This is a genomic window from Sutterella wadsworthensis 2_1_59BFAA (assembly GCF_000297775.1).
Lineage (GTDB): Bacteria > Pseudomonadota > Gammaproteobacteria > Burkholderiales > Burkholderiaceae_F > Sutterella > Sutterella wadsworthensis_A.
This window is the reverse complement of the sequence record NZ_JH815519.1, coordinates 1-21,324: the sequence shown is the minus strand read 5'-3', so window position 1 is coordinate 21,324 and position 21,324 is coordinate 1. Positions and strand designations below refer to the sequence as shown.

General features: G+C 63.0%; 17 protein-coding genes. 7 read left to right on the top strand and 10 right to left on the bottom strand.

What is annotated here, in order from left to right:
* Positions 1 to 2 precede the first annotated feature (2 nt).
* On the bottom strand, positions 3 to 677 hold the full coding sequence (gene larB, locus HMPREF9465_RS09290; protein WP_005436299.1) for a nickel pincer cofactor biosynthesis protein LarB: 675 nt from the start codon (positions 675 to 677) through the stop codon (positions 3 to 5).
* A 113-nt stretch (positions 678 to 790) separates the two neighbouring features.
* Positions 791 to 2,068, bottom strand: coding sequence for a nickel-dependent lactate racemase (gene larA, locus HMPREF9465_RS09285; protein WP_005436298.1), 1,278 nt, complete (start codon positions 2,066 to 2,068; stop codon positions 791 to 793).
* A gap of 331 nt (positions 2,069 to 2,399) precedes the next feature.
* Here larA and HMPREF9465_RS09280 point away from each other — a divergent pair, with 331 nt between their 5' ends.
* Complete coding sequence (locus HMPREF9465_RS09280; RefSeq protein WP_196793883.1) at positions 2,400 to 2,789, top strand: helix-turn-helix domain-containing protein; 390 nt, start codon at positions 2,400 to 2,402, stop codon at positions 2,787 to 2,789.
* Positions 2,714 to 3,358, top strand: coding sequence for a transposase (locus tag HMPREF9465_RS13760; RefSeq protein WP_331270986.1), 645 nt, complete (start codon positions 2,714 to 2,716; stop codon positions 3,356 to 3,358). Before HMPREF9465_RS09280 ends, HMPREF9465_RS13760 begins: the two co-directional genes overlap by 76 nt.
* Before the next feature lie 115 nt (positions 3,359 to 3,473).
* On the opposite strand, the gene HMPREF9465_RS09270 is transcribed toward HMPREF9465_RS13760, so the two are convergent.
* The 3 genes from HMPREF9465_RS09270 to HMPREF9465_RS09260 are packed head-to-tail and all read right to left on the bottom strand — an operon-like array spanning position 3,474 to position 6,382.
* Complete coding sequence (locus tag HMPREF9465_RS09270) at positions 3,474 to 4,541, bottom strand: aldo/keto reductase (protein WP_005436295.1); 1,068 nt, start codon at positions 4,539 to 4,541, stop codon at positions 3,474 to 3,476.
* A gap of 36 nt (positions 4,542 to 4,577) precedes the next feature.
* Positions 4,578 to 4,922, bottom strand: coding sequence for a TIGR04076 family protein (locus HMPREF9465_RS09265; protein ID WP_005436294.1), 345 nt, complete (start codon positions 4,920 to 4,922; stop codon positions 4,578 to 4,580).
* Positions 4,923 to 4,963: 41 nt separating this feature from the next.
* On the bottom strand, positions 4,964 to 6,382 hold the full coding sequence (locus tag HMPREF9465_RS09260; protein WP_005436293.1) for a Na+/H+ antiporter NhaC family protein: 1,419 nt from the start codon (positions 6,380 to 6,382) through the stop codon (positions 4,964 to 4,966).
* Positions 6,383 to 6,913: 531 nt separating this feature from the next.
* On the opposite strand from HMPREF9465_RS09260, the gene HMPREF9465_RS13965 reads away from it, so the two are divergent.
* From HMPREF9465_RS13965 to HMPREF9465_RS09250, 4 genes are all read left to right on the top strand, one after another.
* Positions 6,914 to 7,030 carry a twin-arginine translocation signal domain-containing protein gene (locus tag HMPREF9465_RS13965; RefSeq protein WP_005436292.1) on the top strand — a complete coding sequence of 39 codons (117 nt, stop codon included), beginning with the start codon at positions 6,914 to 6,916 and terminating at the stop codon, positions 7,028 to 7,030.
* A gap of 213 nt (positions 7,031 to 7,243) precedes the next feature.
* A complete protein-coding gene (locus tag HMPREF9465_RS12870; protein WP_231289379.1) occupies positions 7,244 to 7,678 on the top strand; it encodes a group II intron maturase-specific domain-containing protein in 435 nt (144 codons plus the stop codon).
* A 26-nt stretch (positions 7,679 to 7,704) separates the two neighbouring features.
* Complete coding sequence (locus HMPREF9465_RS09255) at positions 7,705 to 8,076, top strand: M20/M25/M40 family metallo-hydrolase (protein WP_196793881.1); 372 nt, start codon at positions 7,705 to 7,707, stop codon at positions 8,074 to 8,076.
* A gap of 324 nt (positions 8,077 to 8,400) precedes the next feature.
* Positions 8,401 to 10,632 carry an inorganic phosphate transporter gene (locus HMPREF9465_RS09250; protein ID WP_005436290.1) on the top strand — a complete coding sequence of 744 codons (2,232 nt, stop codon included), beginning with the start codon at positions 8,401 to 8,403 and terminating at the stop codon, positions 10,630 to 10,632.
* 139 nt (positions 10,633 to 10,771) lie between these two features.
* On the opposite strand, the gene HMPREF9465_RS13280 is transcribed toward HMPREF9465_RS09250, so the two are convergent.
* Positions 10,772 to 11,116 (bottom strand): hypothetical protein, encoded by a 345-nt coding sequence (locus HMPREF9465_RS13280; RefSeq protein ID WP_147645321.1) that lies wholly within the window; start codon positions 11,114 to 11,116, stop codon positions 10,772 to 10,774.
* A 182-nt stretch (positions 11,117 to 11,298) separates the two neighbouring features.
* Between HMPREF9465_RS13280 and HMPREF9465_RS09245 the strand changes: the two genes are divergently transcribed.
* On the top strand, positions 11,299 to 13,155 hold the full coding sequence (locus HMPREF9465_RS09245) for a C69 family dipeptidase (protein ID WP_005436289.1): 1,857 nt from the start codon (positions 11,299 to 11,301) through the stop codon (positions 13,153 to 13,155).
* Positions 13,156 to 13,274: 119 nt separating this feature from the next.
* On the opposite strand, the gene HMPREF9465_RS09240 is transcribed toward HMPREF9465_RS09245, so the two are convergent.
* The 4 genes from HMPREF9465_RS09240 to HMPREF9465_RS09225 form a co-directional block, all read right to left on the bottom strand.
* The gene (locus HMPREF9465_RS09240) at positions 13,275 to 17,126 is read right to left on the bottom strand and encodes a translocation/assembly module TamB domain-containing protein (RefSeq protein ID WP_005436279.1); all 3,852 of its coding nucleotides are present in this window, start codon (positions 17,124 to 17,126) and stop codon (positions 13,275 to 13,277) included.
* The gene (locus HMPREF9465_RS09235; RefSeq protein WP_005436278.1) at positions 17,123 to 18,856 is read right to left on the bottom strand and encodes an autotransporter assembly complex protein TamA; all 1,734 of its coding nucleotides are present in this window, start codon (positions 18,854 to 18,856) and stop codon (positions 17,123 to 17,125) included. Before HMPREF9465_RS09235 ends, HMPREF9465_RS09240 begins: the two co-directional genes overlap by 4 nt.
* A gap of 151 nt (positions 18,857 to 19,007) precedes the next feature.
* Positions 19,008 to 19,700 (bottom strand): 4'-phosphopantetheinyl transferase family protein, encoded by a 693-nt coding sequence (locus tag HMPREF9465_RS09230; RefSeq protein WP_005436277.1) that lies wholly within the window; start codon positions 19,698 to 19,700, stop codon positions 19,008 to 19,010.
* A gap of 108 nt (positions 19,701 to 19,808) precedes the next feature.
* The gene (locus HMPREF9465_RS09225; RefSeq protein ID WP_005436276.1) at positions 19,809 to 20,960 is read right to left on the bottom strand and encodes an MFS transporter; all 1,152 of its coding nucleotides are present in this window, start codon (positions 20,958 to 20,960) and stop codon (positions 19,809 to 19,811) included.
* Between the last annotated feature and the right edge of the window lie 364 nt (positions 20,961 to 21,324).

The following is a 21,324-nucleotide window of genomic DNA, read 5'->3' as shown; positions in this document are numbered from 1 at the left end:
GGTCAGCGCGCAGCGCGCACGGATTCAAGCAGGGTGAGGACGCGGGCGGCGGCGCAGGCGGCGCCGTAGCCGTTGTCGATGTTCATGACGGCAACGCCGGGCGCACAGGACGCGAGGCAGCTCGAGAGCGCAGCGCGGCCGCCTTCGGCGATGCCGTAGCCCACGGACGTGGGGACCGCGAAGACGGGCTTCGAGGTGAGGCCGCCCATGACGCTTGCGAGCGCGGCGTCGAGTCCCGCGCAGACGACGACCACGTCGCCCTTGTTGATGTCGTCCCTTGCGGCCTGAATGCGCCAGAGGCCCGCAACTCCGCAGTCCTCGAAGAGGCGGACGGTCCAGCCGAGGTACTCGAGCGTGCGGGCGACCTCGTGCGTCACGAACGCGTCGGCCGTTCCCGCGGAGACGATGCTCGCAAGGCCCGTTTCATGGCGCGGGCAGGTGCGGTGCCAGGCGGTGCGGGAGAGGGGATCGTAGTCGTAGGCGGCGCGAAGGTCTTTGGGCACGCGTGCCCAGACGGATTCCGAGAGGCGCGTGAAGAGAATGGGCTTCTCGTCGTCGGACGCAAAGCGCTTGAGGAGCGAGAGGAGCGCGTCGTGGCTCTTGCCCTCGCAGAAGACGGCTTCGGGCAGACCGATGCGCACGTCGCGGTCGATGTCGAAGCGGATGTTGTCGGGCATGCTGGCCTCGAGATGTGGTTCTGGATAAAAAGCCTGCCTGGCCGGTGAGGCGCAGGCAGGCGGCAGTCGTTCGGATGCGGGGGCGTCGGCAGACGCCCGCCGCAGGAGGATCCTTATTCAACGCGGGGCACCGTGAGGGAGCCTTCGGGCATCAGGATCATGTCGGGCGTCTCGCCCACGTACTGCTTCGCGATCTCGAGGGCCTCCTCGACGGTGTCGACGGCGCCCGTGAAGAGCATGTCCTTCGCGAGCTGGCGGTCAAGGCTCGTCACGAGGATGTAGCGGGCCTTCTCGATCGGGCGCGTGATGGCGTATGCCTTGTTGGCGCCGATCTTGAAGTTGGCTTCAAGCTCGGCCTTGATGGCGGCCGGAGTCTTGAGGCGGCGGAAAGTCTCCTCGAGCACCTTGGAGCCCGAGCCTTCCTCGCAGTCGGCGAGCAGGATCACGACGCCGTCCTTCCTGACGGCGCAGGAGGCGTTCTCCATGGTCTTCTGCATCTGGTAGACGTTGATGTCCTTGGGATAGCCGCCGCAGGAGACGATCACCATGTCGGCGAGCTTCGGAATGACGCAGCCGTAGACCTCGTCGACGAACTTGCAGGCTTCCTTGTGCGCGGCGATGTAGTCGCCCGCGAACATGCGCAGGAACTGGTGCTTGGCGTTCAGGATGGCGTTGAAGAGGAAGAGCGAGCGGCCCTTGGCGAAGAGCGCGACGCCCTCCATCTGGTCCTCGTAGCAGGGGTTGCCCGTCGTGCGGCCGAGCGCGGCGTTTTCGTCGAGCATGAAGCTGTGGTTGACGCGAACGGTCTCCATCGCGGCGCAGCCGGGAAGGATGGCCTTTCGGCCGCCGCCGTAGCCGGAGAAGTAGTGGTGCACGATCGTGCCCGTGAGGATCACGTGGTCGACGTTGCAGAGCTCCTTGTGGATGTGCACGGGCGTTCCGCGGGAGGTCGTGCCGAAGTATTCGAAGTCGTCGTCATTCGTGCAGATGCTGTTGTACATCTTGAGGCGGGAGGCGACGTTTTCGCCCACGCCCTCGACCATTTCCTCGTGCGTCATGGCGCGGTGGGTCCCGAGCGCGAAGACGATCTTCATGTCCTCGTCCTTCACGCCGAGACGGTTCATCTCATCGACGAGCACCGGCATGAAGTCGAAGCTGTTGGCGACGCGGGTCGGGTCGTTGCAGATGAAGGCGACGGTGTCGCCGGGCTTGACGATCTCTTCGATCGACGGGCAGCCGATCGGGTGGCGGATCGCCTCGAGCACGCCGCCCCTGATGTCTTCCATCGGCGGGAACTCTTCGGTGCGGACCACCTTCAGAACGCGGTCCTCTTCAACGGTAAAGGTTTTGCGACCGCGCCCGTAGGCGAAGTCGTAGGTCTTCATGGCCATGTGTTGTCTCCTTGATTCGGCATGCGAGGGGCGGACTCCGCCCCGTCTTCAAAATGGTCTTCTCGGGATGCGGAGGTCATGCGAAAGCAGTAGTGCTTTCGAGGGTCCGGCTCTGCCGTAGATGCATTATAGGTGCCGCGCAATCCTTTTGAGAAAGGGCTTTCAAGGTAAAGCCCAGTCAGGGCGCGGAAGGTCAAGCCTTCGGGTCAAACTTACAAATCCAAGCCAAGAAAGCCCTCGATTTCAATCGACGGAATGAGAGGTACTCTTCTGGTTCGCAGATTGTCTACGAACCATGCGTTCTCGAAAAGGACGGTGTAGGATGGAAGTCATGAAAGCCAATATCGCCTACAAGTTCGAACTGATGCCTACCCGGGAGCAAACGCGAATCTTCGCTCAAGCCGCCGGGTGCCGGCGTTTTGTTTGGAACAAGGCGACCGAATTGCAGAAGCAGAGGCTTGAACACAATCTGCCGTTTCTGAACTATGCGGAACTTTGTGAAAAGCTCACGTGCTGGAAACAGGAAGACGACATGTTGTGGCTTCAGGATGCGCCATCTCAAGCGCTTCAGCAAGGTCTGAAGGATGAGTGCGCCTCCATCAATGAGTTCAAGTCCAATAAGAAGGGCTTCCCGAAGTTTCATCCATCAAGAAGCACGAAAAACGAATTGCCGTTCTTCAAAAGCAACTTTGCCACAACAAGGAAGCCCGCAAGAAGCTAGCCGATTTGGGCAAGGCGGCCCCGTTTGACAAACGGGAGCCGAGTCGCAGGTGCAGGCAACTGAAGAACCAGATTCTGACGCACTATCGTCGTATCCGCAACATTCGTCAGGACTTCATGAAGAGAACGGCTCACACCATCGCACAGAAATACGGATGGGTGGCCATGGAAAATCTGAAGTTGAAGAACATGACGAAATCGGCCAAGGGCACGGTTGAGGATCCGGGCAGGAACGTGAAGCAGAAGAGCGGCTTGAACCGCTCTTTGGCACGCGTTGCGCCCTATGGTATGAGGATGGCCATCCTGTGGGCCTTGTTCAAGGCCGGCGGACGGCTCATCCTTGCCGATCCGAAGTACACGAGCCAGACTTGTCCCAAGTGCGGATACACGAGTTCATCAAATCGACCTACGCAGGCGCATTTCGGTTGCCAACTTTGCGGCTACACTGAAAACGCGGACGTCGTAGGTGCACTCAACGTGCTAAAGAAGAGCCGGACAGGCTCAGTTCGCCCGTCAAGTGAACTTGGCAACAAGTCAGCAGCGGGAACCGTCCTTTTCTTCGCGTCCTGACGCGAATACGAGGAATCCCGGGTATTCATACTCGGGAGGATGTCAAACTTCCGAGGTAGGGGATGCCCCGAATGGCCGGTCGGGGCACTCTCTCAAATGGAATTGCCTTCAGCAATCACTTCCCGTCGACGCTGTTGACGAGATTCATGCGCATGATGGCGCGGTGCTTCGAGCCGTCGAGGCGCTCAAGGTCGAAGCAGTCGCCGTCGACCGTCGGAAAGCCCGCGAGGAAGGCGTCGATGCGGGCGACGGCCTCGGGCGGCAGGGTGCGGCCGATGAGCGCGGCGTTCCCGTCGACGTGCCTTGAGCTTCTCGTGCCGATGATCGCTGCGGCGACTTCGGGCCTCGAGAGCGTCCAGAGCGTCGAGACATTCGCAATCGAAAGTCCGAGCGGATCGCCGATCTCCTTCATGAGGGCGAGAAGCGCCTGAAAGCCCTCCCAACGGAGCGAATCCTCGATGACGAGCGCGTACTTGACCAGGGAGCGGTTCTCGAAGTGATCGGGCTTCGGCGCGCCAAGCCACTTCTCGGACATGAACCCGCCGGCGATAGTGCCGTAGCAGAGCAGTTTTACTCCCGTCTCGCGGCAGAGGCGCTCGAGCCGCATGGCGGGGCGGCGGTCGAGGACCGAGTACTGGCACTGGTTGGTGGCGACGGGAATGCCTGCGTCGATGAGCTTTCGAAGTTCGACGGCGTTGAAGTTCGTGGTGGAGATGAGGCGAATGAGTCCCTTCTCCTGAAGGCGCACAAGCTCGCCCGCCACGTCGACCATGCCCGGCACCGAATAGTCCCACCAGTGGAACTGGACTGCGTCGAGCCGCTCGACGCCGAGGCGCCTGAGGCTTCGCGTGATGATGTTCTCAACATAAGCCGGCGTCACGTTCGCAAGGTCGTTGAGGTCGGGCACGAACTTCGTGTGAATCTGCGGCAGGCGAAGCCCCGCCTTGCGGCGCTCGCGGATGATGCCGCCGAAGAAGTCCTCGACGCCCGTGTAGATGTCGGCGCAGTCGAAGGTGTCGAATCCCATGTCGATGAGGCGGTTGAAGGCGCGGGACGCGTCGGCGAGATCGAGCGGACGCTCGAGCGCGTGGCCCGCGGAAAGCTGCCAGCCGCCGTTGATGACGCGCGGCACGTCATAGTCTTCAGTAATGTGGATTCGGTCCATGAGGGGCGCTTGGGTCATGATCATGTACTCCTGGTTGTACGGTTGCCGGACCGCTCAGGCCTTTTCGCCCAGCGGCACGACGGTGCATTCGGCGTGCGAGAGGATGCGTTTTGCGGTCCGTCGGATTCTGAACTTTGCTCCGCAGTTGGGATCGGGACAGGCGATGAGCGCATCGGTCGTCATCCAGTCGTTCGGGGAGGTGGGGCGTTCCTTGGCGGGCAGTAGCGGGATGAGCGCCGCGAGCGCATACATCGAGAAGCGTCCGCCCTCGGGAAAGACGAGGTCCTCGCCTTCCACCCTGAACGCGTGTCCCGCATGGTGGCGGCAGACGAAGTCCTTTTCGTCGCCTTCAACGGTGACCTCGAGGTCGTAGAGTTCGAACGTGTCGTCAGATGTCATCGTCTGTTTCCTGTTTGTCAATCCTGAATGTCTGGCGTTATTCAGAGGGCGGTTGCAGTCTTGGCCTCTGCAGCTTCGGGTTCGGGCGTTTCCATCATGCGGCCCGTGCCCGTGAGCACCATGAAGCCGAAGACGAGGAAGAGCGCGATCGGGTAGAAGGCGGCGGTCATGAGCGTGAAGGGCGTGACGGCAGCCGCGCCCTCGAGTCCCGAGACGGCGGCCATCGTGATGAGCACGAAGGCCGAGAACGGCATTAGGACGGGAAGGCTGTTCGCTAGGCCCGAGAGGATGTGCGAGCGGCGGTACGGGTGCACGTTCGAGGCGCGGCCGATGTCGTCGGTGAGAGAGCCGACGAGTGCGACGGAGGCGGAGGTGACGGCTGCAAAGAGCGTCGTCACGACGAGCGTGGCGGCCGAGAGAAAGAGCTCGGTGCGAAGTGCGGAGGGGCGGCCCGCCGAACCCGCTTCAAGGGCCTTCGCCATCATGTCGGGCACGCCCGCCTCGCGCACGATGCCCGTGAAGGCGAAGAGCGTGACGCACAGCAGGATGATGGGCGAGACGTTGCTGATGCCTGAGATCAGAAAGCCCGAGAGCCTGCCGTCGACGGCCGCGAAGATCGTGGCGAAGCTGAGGCGGCCGATGAGAAGGCCCGTGGCCGTGCCCGTCACGACGCCCGCCGAGATCGCCATCAGCACGTCGCGGGTCCTGACCGCAACGGCGATGAGGACGGCGACGGGGACGAGCATCAGAAGGGCGGACGCGTCGCCCGAGAGCGCCGCCTCGGAGACGGGGAGGGATTCGCCCATGAAGGCGTAGACGGGCAGGGAGACGGCGAGCGCGATCATCGCGTAGGGAAGCCGGGTGCGCACGACGCCTGCGATGTCGGCGGGCGTGCCGTTGCGAAAGCGCTGGGTGACCGACGAGATGACGGTGACGTCGGAGACGGGCGCGAGGTTGTCGCCGAAGATGGCGCCCGAGAGGACGGCGCCCGCGAGCATGGTGGGATCCGCCCCGAGTGCGACGCCCGCAGGGAAGAAGATCGGCATGGCGGCGAGAAGCGTGCCGATGGACGAGCCCGTGGCGGCTGCCATCAGAGAGGAGGCGAGGAGCACGAAGACCGTGAAGGCGTGGCCCGTGAGGTGCAGCATCCCTCCGAGGAAGACGAGCCCGTCGGCGACGCCCGAGGCCTTCATCATGGCGGAGAAGATGCCCGAGGCGATCAGGATGAGCACGACCGTGCCCGTGAGCTCGGACGAGGCCCCGCGCACGGCGGCCTTCCAGTATTCGGACGGGGCCTTCGCGAGGAGCGAGCCCGAGAAGAGCGTGAGGACGCCTGCGGCTGCGAGGCCCGTGAGGTCGAAGGCGGCCTCGGAGATGAAGAGCCTGGCCGTGACGGCCACGAAGAGTGCGAGCGGAAGAAGGAGGACGGCGGCGGAGCCGTGGAATCGAAGCGTTGTCATGTCGGGTGCCTGTCGGGGGATGGTTGTCGGAGGACGGATCGGAGTCGGATGTCTTCCTTTTGCCATCGTCTGCTGCAGGACCTTGCGCGCTCGTTGAGCCTTTGGAACATGTTGAAACCACTATGGACGTTTTCGTTGTGTCTTGTCCGTCGTCCCGTGGCTTCTGTGCGCCTGATGCGAAAAGACCCGCGGGAGTGCGGGTCTTTTGGACTGGAATTTGGGCAAAGCTCGCCCGACCCGCTCTAGAAAGAGAAGGAGCGCCACCAAAGGTGATGGTGAGCGGAAGGGGTCGGAAGGAGGATCTGCGTATTCATGATGGAAACAGCATAGCGCGGAAGGCTTCGCTTGTGCATCAGGTGGTTTGCTTAGGGTGATCCGCCTATGGAAGGCTGCGGGGCGGGTCTGGGCAAAAACCCGTCTTTGTGAACTTTGTCACAGAGGGGGCCTTCGGACCCGCCTAGACTCGATGTCAGGGATGAGGAGCACGGACCAGGCGCTCCCGGCCCTCAAGACACAAACAGGAGAAAAAACATGCAACTCAATCGTCGTCAGTTCCTCGGATCCGCCGCCGCAGCGGCCGCCTTTAGCACTGCTCCCGCCGTCATGACCGCAGTCGTCCAGAAAGATCAGGGGCACGATCAAAATTGAGAAAAACAATTACCGATCTTTTCAACGCTGCTTCGGACGGTCGACAAAACGGAGGGGAATGGGTGAGTTTGTGGAGCATCTCAAACGCAAGGCTGAAAGCTGTTCCTGAAGATCAACGGGGACAAGACGAAGGTTCGCCCAATCAGCTCCCCCGACGTCAAATCCCTTGGTTTTGGATTCTGGATTCAGCGAAAGGGAAACGGGGAGTCGATCGTGCGAGATCGGCCGCACAAGAAGTTCCGTGACAAATGCTTGAGTAAGCTCAAGGAACTGACTTCGAGGAGTAGGGGGCAAGGCCTCGACGCCTTTCGAAGAAAGCTCAAGGCATACATATATGGGTGGATTGGGTACTTTGGACGTTCGTCGATGGCGAAATTCGCCTTGAAAACAGACGAATGGCTGAGACGTCGCATCAGAAAGATCTACTGGAAGCAGTGGAAAAGGATCTCGACGCGATATAAGGCTCTCCGCATACTGGGCATCGAGGAAGAATTGGCATGGCAATGGGCCAACACGCGTAAAGCGAGTTGGCATATTTCCAATAGTCGAGTCCTCGCACAATCCCTAACGAACGACTTTCTACTCTCGAGAGGATGGGTGAGCCTGACTGCTGTCTATCGTGCAAGACAGCGGCTAGTGCAACCATAGGTAACCGCCCACTACGGATCCGTACGGTGGGTGGTGTGGTAGGGCGGCGTGAGTACCCTCACGCCTCCTACCCGATCAAGCTCGCCGCCATGAACTGGGGCGACGGCATCACCGTCGACGCCCGCCGCGCCTCCGTCTCCCCGGCCATGCCCTGCACGGAAAAGACGCGCGAACTCGTCGAACTCATCAACGAAGCCGCCCGCCTCGAAGGCTTTGAAGCAGGCTGGGTCGACGCCGGCGGCGGTTCCGACGCCAATCGCATAGCCCAAGCCGGCACTCCCGTCGTTGACGGTGTTGCCCCTGCCGGTGGCTGCTTCCGCTCCGAACGCGAATACCTCCGCGTCGACACGATCGAAAACCGCGTGCGCATGCTCTCGCGCTTCCTGACCCTTCTCTAAAAAGAACAGGTCAAAACAAGTCAAGGGGTGACCGCCCTCAAACGGTCGTGCTGAGGATGCAGTTCGCCCGCCTTTCAAACGAAAGGCGGGCGATTCTGCGTTCGGGAACCGTGAATGCCGTCGTGTCACACAAATGAGATGAACGGGCTGAAACGACAGTGCGAGTGACGGTCTCGGGAAGAACGGCGCCGCCTGAGGACGCTCGCGGCGCAGGAGAAAGTGTCGAATATGACGTCTGTCATCAAATTGTCATAATTCCGTCACGAAGCCGTCACGCGGAGCGGTCAGAATGCGGGCGTTGTCTTACCAACGCTTACATCTGACATGGAACAATACTATCTGGTGTTGCTGGCCTTCCTCGGGGTCATCGCAGTCATTGACCTTTTCGTCGGCGTCTCGAACGACGCCGTCAACTTTCTGAATTCGGCCCTCGGCTGCCGCATCTCCTCCTTCCGCACGACGCTCTGGGTCGCCTCGATCGGCGTGCTCGCGGGCGCGACGTTCTCCTCGGGCATGATGGAGATCGCCCGCTCCGGCGTCTTCCATCCTCAGCTTTTCACCTTCTCCGAGCTGATGATCGTGTTTTTCGCTGTCATGGTAGCGGACGTCATCCTGCTTGACGCCTTCAATTCGCTCGGTCTCCCGACGTCGACCACGGTCTCGATCGTGTTCGAGCTCATGGGCGCCGCCTTTGCCGCCGCGCTCTTCAAGCTCATCGACGCGGGCGCTCCGCTCTCCGACGTCGCCGACTACATCAATTCGAGCAAGTCGCTCGGCATCGTCTCGGGCATTCTGATCTCCGTCGTCGTCGCCTTCATTTCTGGCGCCGTCGTCCAGTATCTCGCCCGCCTCGTCTTCACCTTCAAGTTCGAGAAGGCCTACCGCCGCATCGGCGCCATCTACGGCGGCATCGCGCTCACGGCCATCATCTACTTCCTCGTGATGAAGGGCGCCAAGGGCGCGAGCTTCATGCGTCCCGAGTGGATCCAGTGGATCAACGCCAACACGGCCGTCATCCTCTTCTCGCTCTTCACGGGCCTGACGGTGCTCTTCCAGGTGCTCATCACGGTCTTCCGCGTCAACATCTTCAAGATCATCATTCTGGCGGGTACGTTCTCCCTCGCGTTCGCCTTTGCGGGCAACGACCTCGTGAACTTCGTGGGCGTGCCGCTCGCCGCCTGGGACAGCTGGAAGGAATGGCAGGCCTCGGGTGCCGCCGACAACGCCTTCATGATGGGCGGTCTTTTGAAGCCCTCCACGGCTCCTACCGCCTTCCTGCTCCTTTCGGGCTTCGTGATGGTCCTCACGCTCTGGTTCTCCAAGAAGGCCCACCGCGTCATCCAGACCTCCATCAACCTTTCTTCGAGCCGCTCCGGCACGCAGGAACAGTTCGGCGCCTCCGCGCCCGGCCGCATGATCGTGCGCGGCGCCATGGGGCTCGGCAAGGTGATCAGCCAGATCATCCCGATGCCGATGCAGAGGGGCATCGCCTCCCGCTTCGAGCCGCTCCCCGTCGTCAAGGGCGAGATTCCGCTGCCCTTCGACTACGTGCGCGCCTCGATCAACCTGATCGTCTCCGCCATCCTGATCGCCTCCGCCACGAGCCTCAAGCTGCCGCTCTCGACCACCTACGTGACCTTCATGGTCGCCATGGGCTCGAGCTTCGCCGACGGCGCCTGGGACCGAGAGTCCGCCGTTTACCGCATCTCGGGCGTACTCACCGTGATTTCGGGCTGGTTCCTGACCGCGCTCTCCGCGAGCTCGCTCGCCGCCGTCGTCGCCGTGCTCGTCTTCTGGGGCGGTGAGGCCGCCGCCATCATCCTCGGCTTCGGCGCGATCTTCCTTCTCGTGCGCTCCAACCTCAAGACCCGCGAGGACGACGTGACGCTCTCCGACGAAAGCCGCTCCGTCTACGACGCCGCCTACGTGGGCCAGCTTCTCTCGAAGCACGTGCAGAAGAGCCTCTCCGAAACGCTCCGGGTGCTCTCGCGCATCCATGAGAACTTCACGGCCGACCGTGAGCGCGAGCTTACGAAGGTCAAGGCGAGCGCCACCGACGTCTTCGAGGACGCCATAGAGGCCCGCAGCGTCTACTACCGCATGGCCGCCGCCGAGGCCGCGCCCTCCAAGGCCGACTTCGATGCCCGCTACCTCTATCTGCGCGCCTGCACCAACACCCGCGAGGTGAGCCGCTCTCTGCAGAACCTCGCCAAGCTTGCCCGCGACCACGTGGCCAACCGCCACCGCGTTGGCAGCAACGAGATCACGAACGACATCGGCACGCTCGTCGCGGACATCCGCACGCTCGTCAACGCCCGTGAGGATCATGCCGACGTTACGGCGCTTCGCAACAGGGCGGCTGACGTCATCACCCGCATCGAGGATCTTCAGCGCCGCCTGATGGAGGCCCAGCCCCGCGGTTCGATGACCATCCGCTGCTGCGAGTTCCATCTCTCCTACCTCCTGGTGCTCCGCGAACTCGTCAACCATTACGAGATCGCCTCGCTCCTCGAGGAGCAGATCGATGCGCTCGCAAGAGGTGCGAAGGCTGCCTGAGGCCGCATCAGCAATTCAAACGCAGTCTAGTGGGATCGCGGCTCTGGTCCCCAAACAAAGAGCCGCGTCATTTTGGGAAAGCCTTTTTCCGGGGCTTTCCCTTTTTTTGGCTCGGAAAAGAGGGGCTGAAAACTCAATCTCATGAAATAAATATTTCGCTCAACTTACTCAAAGGTTGTTGCATAGATAAATTAATGGAGCCGATGATTGAGGCACACGCTTTCTGTTCACGGCGTTCCTGAGAGCCATTTTCTGGCGTCCATGTCCACAAGCCGCCTTTCCGAGGTCGACGACCTGATAGGGGACGTCCATATGCCTGCGGGCCGTCCGGATGAGCTGCTTCGAGTGCGTCCTCCATTCCGTGAAGGAAACCGGGATTGGCAACTTCAAGCAGGAGAAGAAGGCCATCAAGATCGGGGCGGCGCTCCGCTGCTTCGCTGTCCGGGTCAGGAAGCTCTGAAGATTTCGGAACGGGGAGCGTCATTTGCTGCACCAGGGTTCGAGCGACAATAGGGTTTCCCCTTAGAACGAAAGTTCTAGGGGTTGCTCGCTAAGGAAAAACTCTCTGGTAAGGAATGAGGACCATGCGTAAACTCGTTGCTCAACTGCTTTTAAGCGACACAGGACCACTTCGTCGCGGCAGTTGAATCTTTTGAGGAGAATCAAATGAACTTCAAGACCAAGCTTGCCGTTCTCGCGATCGGTGCCGCCATGGGCTCCATGGCCTTCAACGCCTCCGCCTGCTCGACGGTCATCGTCGGCAAGGACGCCAGCGCCACGGGCAACATTCTCGTGGGCCACAATGAGGACAACGGCGGCCGCATTCTGACTGCTCAGCACTGGGTCCCGGCTGCCACTCACAAGGCCGGCGAAATGATCAAGTTCGAAGAGGCTGCCGCCTCCATTCCGCAGGTTGAAAAGACCTTCGGCTTCTTCTGGTCGCAGACCTTCGATCCGACCGGCGCCTCCTTCTCCGACGGCTTCGTCAATGAAAACGGCGTCACGATCGTCACGAATGCCTGCACGGGCATTTACAAGGACGACATCATGCCGACCAAGGATGGCGGCATCGGCTACGGCATCCGCCGCCTGATGGCCGAGCGCGCCACGAGCGCCCGTCACGCCGTCGACATCGCCATCGAGCTTCTCGGCAAGTACGGCTACTTCTCGGAAGGCCGCACGTATACGATCGCTGACCCGAACGAAGCCTGGCAGCTGGCCATTCATCAGGGCAATACGTGGGTCGCAAGGCGCGTGCAGGACAATGAAATTATCTACATTCCGAACAACTTCATGATGGACAAGGTTGACGCAACTGACACCAAGAACGTCATCGTTGCTCCGGGCATGATCGAGCGCGCCATCAAGAACGGTCGCTACAAGCCCGCCAAGGAAGGCGTCTACAGCGACTTCAACTACCGCGTTGCCGTCGCTCCGGCCGAACGCCGCTCCGCCGACTACAACTCCAGCCGCAACAACCTCGCCTGGAACAAGATCATCGGCAAGAACATCACGGATCCGGAACAGTTCCCGTACTCCGCCGTCGCCACGAAGAAGTGGACGGTTGACGACGTGAAGGACCTGCTGCGCACGCACGAACACGACATCCAGGAACAGGATGCCCAGTGGACGCATACGAACAGCCTCGGCATCTGCCGCGCCACGACGCATGAGTCCGAAGTGTTCGAAATGAACGCCAATCCGCTCCTCATCACCGGCTATCGCGCACTTGCTCGTCCGTGCGAATCCCCGTACATCCCGTTCTATCCGCTCGCTCGTCCGGCCGAAGGCACGGCCTTCATGAGCTGGGACAAGGCCACGGCCGAACACTTCAAGGGCACGCCGGAATACTTCGGCTGGCGCTCTGAATGGCCGGTCACGACGTTTGTCGCCGCCGCCAATACGTACGACTTCCAGCGTCAGGACCAGAAGGATGTTCGCGCCTTCGTCGAGAAGCTTGAAGCCGGCTGGGAAAAGGATGTTCCTGCCGTCACCGCTCATGCCAAGACTCTTCTCAAGGTCTCCAAGGAAAAGGCCGTCGAATATCTGCATGCCTACAACGTCCGCATGCTGAACGAAGCCCAGGCCGCCGTTGCTGAAAAGCTTGAGGAAAAGGCTCCGTGGACGCTCGCCGTCATGGCCGACAGCATCAATCCGAAGAGCGACGAAAGGGTTGAAGTGGTTCTCTTCTCGAGCGGCAAGCTCGACGCCACGAAGGCCGATCCGAAGCAGACCTGGGGCGGTGTGGGCCGCGCCTCCATTGGCAACAAGATCACGATGAGTCAGAAGCTCGCCCAGCCGGTCAAGGCGGAAGCCCGCGACGTTGACGGCGACGGTCTGAAGGACATGGTCTTCACGTTCACGCAGAAGGGCCTCGCCCAGAACATGCTCGCCGGCGCGAACTATGACATCTGGCTCCACACCTACGTCGACGGCAAGCGCGTCGCCGCCATGGACACCGCCTTCATCGAAACCGAAGGCTACAAGGGTCCCGCCAAGCGCACGCAGAACGCCGACCTCTAAGTCGTGAATCCTGCCCGCAGGCCTCCCGGTGAGGAACCGGAACCTGCGGTCGAGTCCATAAGCTCAAGAACAATCGAGGGCGTCTTCCGAAAGGAAGGCGCCCTCGATGCGTTCAGTCGTCAGTACTCGAAGCTGTAGAGCACGTCGAACGCCTGATTGACGCCCGAGGCGGCTTCGAGGTAAAGGCGCGGCATCAGGCGGTAGCGCAGCGTGATGGTCGCGAGCGAGTCGAAGATGCCCACGCCGTACTTGAGCTGAAGGCCGGGGAGGATGTAGCCCGACACGACGACCTGCGAGCTTTCGCCCACGCCCGCCGTGTCGACGCCGAGATCCTTGATGCCCACCGCGTCGCCGATTTCTCCGATGATCCTGCCTGTCTGCGAGACGCCCAGCCCCACAAGCGCCGAAGTGATCATCGAGTTGTCGTCGCTCGACGTGTCGAGCCCCTGTCCACGAAGCAGATAGGAGAGGGTCTGCTGCTGAGAGAGCGCGGGTTCGGAGAACACCGTCACCTTCGGGCGCATGGCGTTGCCCGTGACGCGGATGCCCGCCGTCACGTCGTCCTCGATCGCCTCGGGATTGCGGATGGCCTCGATGTTGAGCTGCGGACGGCTGGGCGGGCCCGCGAAGATCACGTGACCCGTGCGCACGATGAGGTCCTGGCCGTAGGCGTGGAAACGCCCGTCGTCGACGTTGACCTGGCCGTTGAGGCCGAGGCCGCGCCTGGCGTCCTGCGTCACCTTGAGGTCGCCCGAGAGTTTCGCCTTGAGGCCAAAGGCGTCGATGAAGATCTGATCGCCCATGTGCACCACGATGTTGCTGTCGATCGGAATCGTGGCGGTCTTCGAGACCTTGGGCTTCATGTGGCGGTCAAGGAGCACTTCGTCAGACGAGACGCCCGTGGCTGTGGCGGGAAGGTCCGCCACCGTGATCTGCGCGGCGGGCACCTCGATCCTGCCGTTGAGCGTCACGCGCTCGGACGAGGCCGCAAGCGAGACGTCGGGCGAGACGGTGACCTTGGCGTACGGGGGAACCGTGATGAGGATGTCGCTGCCTGAGGCATGCACGTTCGCCGTCGGGTGCGCCATGTCGCGCCACTGCGCGTCGCCCGCAAGGTCGAGCGCGCCCTGGCTCGTCTCGAGGCGGCCTTCAAGCGTGGACGTGTCGCCCGCGAAGTCGATCCGGATGTTCGAGGGCTTCATGACGAGGGGCACGGCGCCTTCGGAGACCCTTGCGTCCGTGAGCGCGATGCCGCCGTTGAGGAGCGGCTTGAGCAGCGTGCCCGAGAGCGCCACGTCGACGTTGAGCCTGCCCTCGACCTTTTCGTCCGAACCGATCAGGGTGTTGACGATCGACAGGTCGCCGCCGTTGAAGAGGATGCGGCCGTCTAGCCTGCGGGTTTCGGCGGGATCGATCACGGCGACCGTTGCCTTGAGGTCGGCGTTGTCGCGGATCTTTACGTCGAGCTCGGCCGAGGCGCGCGACTTGTCGGTGCGCGCCTTGAGGCTGACGGTGTCGAGATGCACGACGAGGGGCTCCTCGCCCGTCGTCTGCGTGACGGTCATGCCGCCCGCGTCGACGAGCGCATCGATTTCAGGCAGGCTGCCCGAGGAGAGGTCCCACTTCGCCTTGGCGGTACCGTTGACGGTGCCTGCCACCGTGGTGAGCGGCGGCAGCCAGGGCTTGAGGACGTCAAGTTCCCACTTGCGCAGTCTGAGGGTGGCCGAGCCCTTTTCGCCTGCGCGCAGCTTGTCGTCGATGCAGACGTCGCCCGGCTTGCCGACCCAGCAGTGAGGTTCGAGCACCGCCTCGGAGCTTGAGGCCTTGTAGACGAGGCCCGCGGCCTTGTCCTGATGCCAGCTGCCGATCGGCGTCGAGACGGTGCCGTTGGAGAGCGTGCCCTTCCAGACGAGGGACTTCGTGTCGAAGGCGCCCGCAAGCTTGAGTTCGGCGTTGACGGGCTCGCCCGAGAGATTCACCGTGAGCTCGTGCTTTCGGTCGGTGCCCTCGAGCCTAGCGACGATGTCATGAAGGACGAGGCTCTCGGAGAGGGCGCCGTTCGAGGCGTGCAGCATCATCGAGCCGCCGACTTCGCCAGAGGGCTTTGCGGAGATGTCGCCGCGAAGCATCAGGGCCTCGAGCCTGACGGCGTCGCCGTAGCGAAGGCCCGTGGCCGTGAGGTCGGCCTTGGCGACGGGCTCGGAGAGCGTGCCGCCGATCGTCACGAAGCCCGAGGCGCTGCCTGCGAGCTCCTTCATGTTTCTGCCCAGATCGGGCGCGTCCACCTTGATGTCGGCCTTGATGTTCTTGCCGTCGAGCATGGCGCGGCCCGTGAGTTTATTGGCGTCGAGCGAGACGCTCACATCGGGGACGTAGACCTTCATGGGGCTCTGCGCGATGGCGGAGCCATGAACGTCGAGGGCGGCGTTATCGATCCTGCCCTTGACGTCGAATTCGGGAAGCTCGACCGACCAGCCCTTCTTGTCGATGCGGCCCGACGTGCGGGAGCTGCCCGAGAGGACGGCCTTGACGGAGGGCGCAAAGTGGGAGACGTCGAGGTTTGCGAGCTTCATGTCGCCGCGCCAGCGGAGCGCGTCGACCCATGTGATCTCGCCAGTGACGCGGCCCGTACCGCCCGCAGTCTTCGCGGTGAGCTCGTCGAGCGTGAGCGAGGTGAGGGTGCCGCGGCCCTTGAGGCCGGCGGTGGCGGACGGAGTGCCCGGCGCCTTGACGCCAAGTCCTGCATCGAGCTTCCAGTTGCGGACGTCGCCCGACATGCGCAGGCTGAAGGCGGAGAGCGAGGTCAGGTCGGCAGGGTTTGCACCTTCGAGCGGCAGCTTGAGGCTGGGGGAGACGAGCGTCACGGAGAACGGGAGGCCCGCAGTGGCGGGATCGGCCGCAAGCAGGAACTTGGCGGGCACGGGACCTTCGGCCACGGCCGCAAGCGAAACCTTGCCCATGACCTCGCCCACGAGCGTCACGTCGGCCTTCTCGCCGCGCACGGGCGCGACGGAGAGCCTGGTGTTCGCACGCAGGTCGAGCGGCCACTTGCCCGAGAGACGTGCGCGCCCCTTGAGGGAGCCCATGGCTTCGGGCATCTTCAGGTCGAGGCGGCGGATCTCGACTTCGCTCGCCTTCATGGAGGCGTCGAGCCTGAGTTCGTCGATGACGACGGGCGAGGCGCCCGCAAGCTTGAGGTTGGTGGCCTCGAATTCGGAGACGTCGAGCGAGAAGGGAAGACTCACCTCGGGCAGCTCTGTGAGGAGCGGCTTCGAGAAGAGGTCGGCGAACATTTTGTTGAGCTCGGTCGCGTCGAACGTGATCACGGGCTTTCGGGCCTCGAACTTGGCCTTGATCTCGGCTGCGCGACGCTCGGCAACCTTCCTGTCCTCTTCGGCCCTTTCCTCGGCTGTCTTCTCGGAGCCGGGCAGCGCGACCGCAAGCGAGCGGATGCGAAGGGGTTTGACGGAGAGCGCCTCTCCGATCCAGGAGGCGGAGGCGCCGAAGTAGGCGAGCGTCACCTTCGTGCCGTCGGCGGTGAAGTCGAGGCTCGTGATTTCGGCGTTGTCGAGCGATACGGGCCACGGCATGGTGACGGGGCCCGTATCGGCGGAGGGGGCGGACGGGTCGGAGGGCGGCAGCGATGCGGAGTCGAGTACGCCGTGCGGGTGCAGGATCTCGAGCTTCGTAACGGCGATGCGGCGCTCGGAGAGGAGCGCGTCCCGGTCGAGCCTCAGCGTGATGCGGTCGGCGCCTGCAGTGAGGCCCGGCATCTCGTAGGAGAGGTCTGTGATCGTGAGGTCGAAGAAGCCGCCCTCGATCGAGCCCGCCTTGAGGCCGGGCACGAGGGGAAGGGCCGTGCGAAGCAGCGTCTGCTGGCCCGACGGCGTGGCGACGAGCCATGCGAGGCCCGCGGCCGTCAGCACGAGAACGCCGCCGGCGCTGAGAAGAACTTTGGCCGAACGTCTCATAGTTCAGCTCCGAGACCGATGTAGAACTGGAGACCGTCGTCCTCGCCGGCGTCTGCGGCGACGGGTTTGGCGACGTCAAGCTTGACGGGACCCACGGGGGAGTTCCAGCGGATGCCGACGCCGGCGCCACGCTTCCAGTCGAAGCTCGCGAAGCTGTTGCTGGCTTCGCCCACGTCGAAGAAGACGGCCGTCCACCACTTGCCCGTGAGGTTGTACTGATATTCGATGCTGCCCGTCACCATGCAGGATGCGCCCGTGAGGCGTCCCTCGCTGTCGCGCGGCGAGATGGACTCGTACTTGTAGCCGCGCACGGAGCGGTCGCCGCCCGCGAAGAATCGCAGGTCGGGCGGGACTTCGTCGAAGTCGTTCGTCTTGATCTTGCCCGCGCTGCCGCGCACGACGAAGCGGTGTCCGCGCCAGGGCGTGCGGATGAGCGTGCCGTGGGCCTGCATGATGATGAAGTCGACGTCGCTGCCGAGATAATGGGTGCCCGTGTCGATGCTGTAGCGCTGGGTGTCGCCCCAGTAGGGCATCATGCCGCCCCTGCTGCGGGTGCGCGAGAAGCTGATGCTGGGATAGACGAGCATGGTGTTGCTCGAGACGCCTGCCTGCGTGAACGAGTCGAACATCCAGTGGACGCCGATCGAGCGTTGCCAGCCCGTGGAGAACTCCCAGTTGCGCGAGAGCGCGAGCGTCATGTTGTTGGAGTCCGTGTCGTTGACGACGTCTCGCTTCATGGCGCCTTGGGCGAGCCAGTATTCCTCAAGCGGATTGGCGACGACGGGAATCTTGTAGGAGAGGTCGACGAGTTGCTCGTCCGAGGAGACCTCGGTCGAGGACGAGAGGCTGTGGCCGCGGCTGTTGATCCATGGCTTCTTCCAGCCGAACTTGGCGCGCGGGCCCGTGTCGGTGGCGTAGCCGAGACCGACTTCGAAGATATTGGCCGCGCGGGGCGTGACGTCGCAGTTCATCGGCAGCTCGGTCGTGCCCGCATCGCGCGCGGCCTGGAAGTCGGGCGCGACGACTGCGGACTTGAACCATCCCACGGAGGCGAGCTTCTGGTTGAAGTCGCCGAGCACGTCGGCGTTGTAGTAGTCGCCCTTCTTGAAGGGCGTCATGTTGCGAAGAAGCTCCTCGTCGATCTGCGAGCCCGAGAAGGTCACGTCGCCGAAACGCCAGCGCTCGCCGGTCTCGTAGTCGATGGACCAGACGGCCTCGCGAAGAGGAATGGAGACGCCGAGCTGGCTCTTGACGAATTCTGCGTCGAAGTAGCCGAGCTGCAGGGCCGCGTTCGTGAGGGAGCTCTTGAACTCCTCGTACTTGGCGTGGTTGAGCACGTCGCCCTTCTTGGGGACGCGGCGCTTCTGAAGAAAATTGAAGACGCGCTCGTCGGCGCCCGGGCCCGTGACGTGCACGTCGACGTCGGAAATGAGAACGGGCTCGCCCGGAACGACCGTGATCTCGAGACTACGCTTGTCCTTGACCGTCATGGAGACCGCGGGCTGGTAGTAGCCGAGTGCGCGCAGGGAGAGCCTGACGGCCTTGTCGACGTTCATGCGGGCGGCGGGCGTATCGGTGTAGCCTGCCTTCTCGAGTGGTTCGACCCAGGCGCGGGCGTTGGCCGCCAGATCACCGTCAAGTCCCTTGATGTCGATCCTGAGCGTGTCGGCGGCGAGCGCGGAGGCGGAGCAGAGTGAAAGCGCCAGAACGGCGGTCAATGAACGGCGCACGGCGTATATCCTTCGGAGTGATGAACACGTGCCGGACGCAGGGCCCGGCCAATTCATGAGTGTAGCCCATGTGGCGCGCCCGCAAGGCATCAGTTGCAACCTCAAACCATTTGCCTGAAATCGAATGGGGCGCAGGCGGCGACGGAGGCTTTCAGAGCAGCGTGCGGGAGATGTCGGCGGGGGTGACACGTCCGATGACGGGCGCGCATGCGCCTGTGAGGACGGTGAGGCGCAGGCTGCCGAAGGCGGCGTGCGTGGCGAGGACGGGGCGCCCCTCGGGATCGAGGACGACGGGACGGCTTTCTTCGTCGAGCGTGAGGCGCCAGCCCGAGCCACCGCGGTTGAGCTTGATTTCGGACTCCTTCATGCCCCAGGCGCGGAAGAAGGGTTCCGAGTCGCCGCTCTCGGCGCACTGGCGCACGATGGCGGAGGCGGCCTCGCCGAAGCTCATGCGGGACATGCCCTCGATGCTGCGCACGGGGCGCATCGTCTCAAGGTCGAGTCCCATGACGGGATCCTTGACGGAGGCGATGCCGAGCGCAATGCTCGTGCCCGTGTGGGCGATGCAGAGCGCGGTGCGGCGTCCGTCCTTGAGAAGATAGGGAGCGTAGGGCGGCTCCTCGACGAGTTCGGCGTCGAGAATGCGCGCGGCGGCGCTTGCGAGAATGCGGCCCCAGCGGGTCTGGCGGCGGCGCACGGGGTGGCAGAAGGCTGTGATGCGGCTGCGGGTCGCCTCGGGAAGCGTCGCGGCGAGCGACTCCTCGAGTCCGGCTGGAGCGGATTCGAAGTCAAACAGAAGCACGGCGGGGTTCGGGGTGCTGCTGAGCTTCTCGATTGGGGACATGATGAGGCGGACCGTATTGAAGATGAATGGATTCGGGACGGATCAGGAGGATTCGCCCGGGCGCTGACAGTGTACAGAAAACGCAGGCTTAGGGCGGACGGATCATCCTTATGGATGGATTTCCGAAAAGCGGGAGGCCGCAAGGCCTGCGAGGGCCCAGAGGACGATGATGAATCCGACGAAGGAGAGCGAGGTGCCCCAGCCTGCGGGGAGGAGCGCGGCGAAGACGAGGGGACCGAGGCCCGCGCCGAGGTAGCCCACGCCCTGGCTGAGCGCCGAGAGTCCGAGCATGTGGGCCGAGGAGCGCGTCTTCCTTGCCATCAGGATGAAGGCGACGGAGAGCATGGAGCCCTGAGGGGCGCCCGCAAGGATGCTGCCGAGGAAGATCCAGGGGCCGCCAAGCGTCCAGAACCAGAGGCCTGCAAGATAGGAGAGGGACATGAGGGCTTCTGAGGCCCATTCGGGACCGCAGTGCTTCATGAAGCGATCGGTGAGGATGGAGGCGGGGAGGCCCGAGACGAGATAGAGGGCGAGGGCAGCGCCTGCGGCGTCGGCGCTGACGCCCTGTGTCTGGAGATAGGGCGGGAGCCACGCGGCGACTGTATATATGAGGAGCGACTGCAGTCCCATGACGGCCGTGACGGCCCATGCGCCGGGATGGCGCCTGAGGGATGGGGCGCGAAGGAGCGTGGCGGAGGGGCCCGACGAGCGGCCGAAGGCTGCGAGCCAGAGGGCGAGGACGACGGCGCCGAAGGCGGCCCACGCGAGGAAGGCCGACTGGGTGAAGTCCGTGAGGGCCGCGAGCGGATGCGAGGTGAGTGCGCCGATCGAGCCCGAAAGGCCGACGACGCCCGTGTAGATCCCGAGGAGCGCCCCCGTCTTCGCCTCGTTCTGCGTCTTGACCACGACGGGCATGAGGACGTTGAGGGCGGCGATGCCCACGCCGATGAGAAGCGTGCCGAGAAGGAGCGCGGGATAGCTCGGCGCCGTGCGCACGAATCCGCCGGCGGCAAGCACGCCGAGAAAGACGATGACGGCGCCGTAGAGCCCGAAGCGGCGGGCTGCGTCCGGGGCGGCGAACGAGAAGAGCCCGAAGGCCGCAACCGGAAGGGCGGCCGCAAGGCCGTATTCGGAGGCGGAGAGGCCGAGCTCGGAGGTAAGGCGCCCTGCGAGCGGGCCTACGGCCGTGATCGGACCGCGCATCTCGAGCGTGGCGGCAAGAATCAGGGCGAGCACTGCAATGGGCTTGAGATGAGTCATGAAGGTGGTGGTTGTTGAAGAGGCGCGCGGGCTCCTCCGGAATGGTCCAGAAGAAGATACCTCCAAATGCGGTCGAAGTCCATGCGCGGCGAAAGATCGGGTGACGGGGAATGATGGCCTGAGGAGGTTTTCTAGGTAGTAATACGGATTTTGACGCAAATGTTTGACAAACGTGCCGGAGTCGTGTTTAATTCCAATCCTTCGCTGACGACGCCAAGTCATCAGCGAATAAATTTGACAAAGAGTTGATGAGTTGGTAAACTCTCAATTCTGTGCTCTTAGGAGCGCTGTTCTTTAAAAATCAGAATTCAACGAACCGATAAGTGTGAACATCGGCAGTTTCAGGAGTGACTTTCAAAAGCAC

What these genes read in the sequence shown, in the direction of transcription:
- larB (WP_005436299.1), bottom strand. Translation starts at nt 677, where the DNA reads ATGCCCGACAACATCCGCTTCGACATCGACCGCGACGTGCGCATCGGT.
- larA (WP_005436298.1), bottom strand. Translation starts at nt 2,068, where the DNA reads ATGGCCATGAAGACCTACGACTTCGCCTACGGGCGCGGTCGCAAAACC.
- HMPREF9465_RS09280 (WP_196793883.1), top strand. Translation starts at nt 2,400, where the DNA reads ATGAAAGCCAATATCGCCTACAAGTTCGAACTGATGCCTACCCGGGAG.
- HMPREF9465_RS09270 (WP_005436295.1), bottom strand. Translation starts at nt 4,541, where the DNA reads ATGACCCAAGCGCCCCTCATGGACCGAATCCACATTACTGAAGACTAT.
- HMPREF9465_RS09265 (WP_005436294.1), bottom strand. Translation starts at nt 4,922, where the DNA reads ATGACATCTGACGACACGTTCGAACTCTACGACCTCGAGGTCACCGTT.
- HMPREF9465_RS09260 (WP_005436293.1), bottom strand. Translation starts at nt 6,382, where the DNA reads ATGACAACGCTTCGATTCCACGGCTCCGCCGCCGTCCTCCTTCTTCCG.
- HMPREF9465_RS13965 (WP_005436292.1), top strand. Translation starts at nt 6,914, where the DNA reads ATGCAACTCAATCGTCGTCAGTTCCTCGGATCCGCCGCCGCAGCGGCC.
- HMPREF9465_RS09250 (WP_005436290.1), top strand. Translation starts at nt 8,401, where the DNA reads ATGGAACAATACTATCTGGTGTTGCTGGCCTTCCTCGGGGTCATCGCA.
- HMPREF9465_RS13280 (WP_147645321.1), bottom strand. Translation starts at nt 11,116, where the DNA reads ATGACGCTCCCCGTTCCGAAATCTTCAGAGCTTCCTGACCCGGACAGC.
- HMPREF9465_RS09245 (WP_005436289.1), top strand. Translation starts at nt 11,299, where the DNA reads ATGAACTTCAAGACCAAGCTTGCCGTTCTCGCGATCGGTGCCGCCATG.
- HMPREF9465_RS09240 (WP_005436279.1), bottom strand. Translation starts at nt 17,126, where the DNA reads ATGAGACGTTCGGCCAAAGTTCTTCTCAGCGCCGGCGGCGTTCTCGTG.
- HMPREF9465_RS09230 (WP_005436277.1), bottom strand. Translation starts at nt 19,700, where the DNA reads ATGTCCCCAATCGAGAAGCTCAGCAGCACCCCGAACCCCGCCGTGCTT.
- HMPREF9465_RS09225 (WP_005436276.1), bottom strand. Translation starts at nt 20,960, where the DNA reads ATGACTCATCTCAAGCCCATTGCAGTGCTCGCCCTGATTCTTGCCGCC.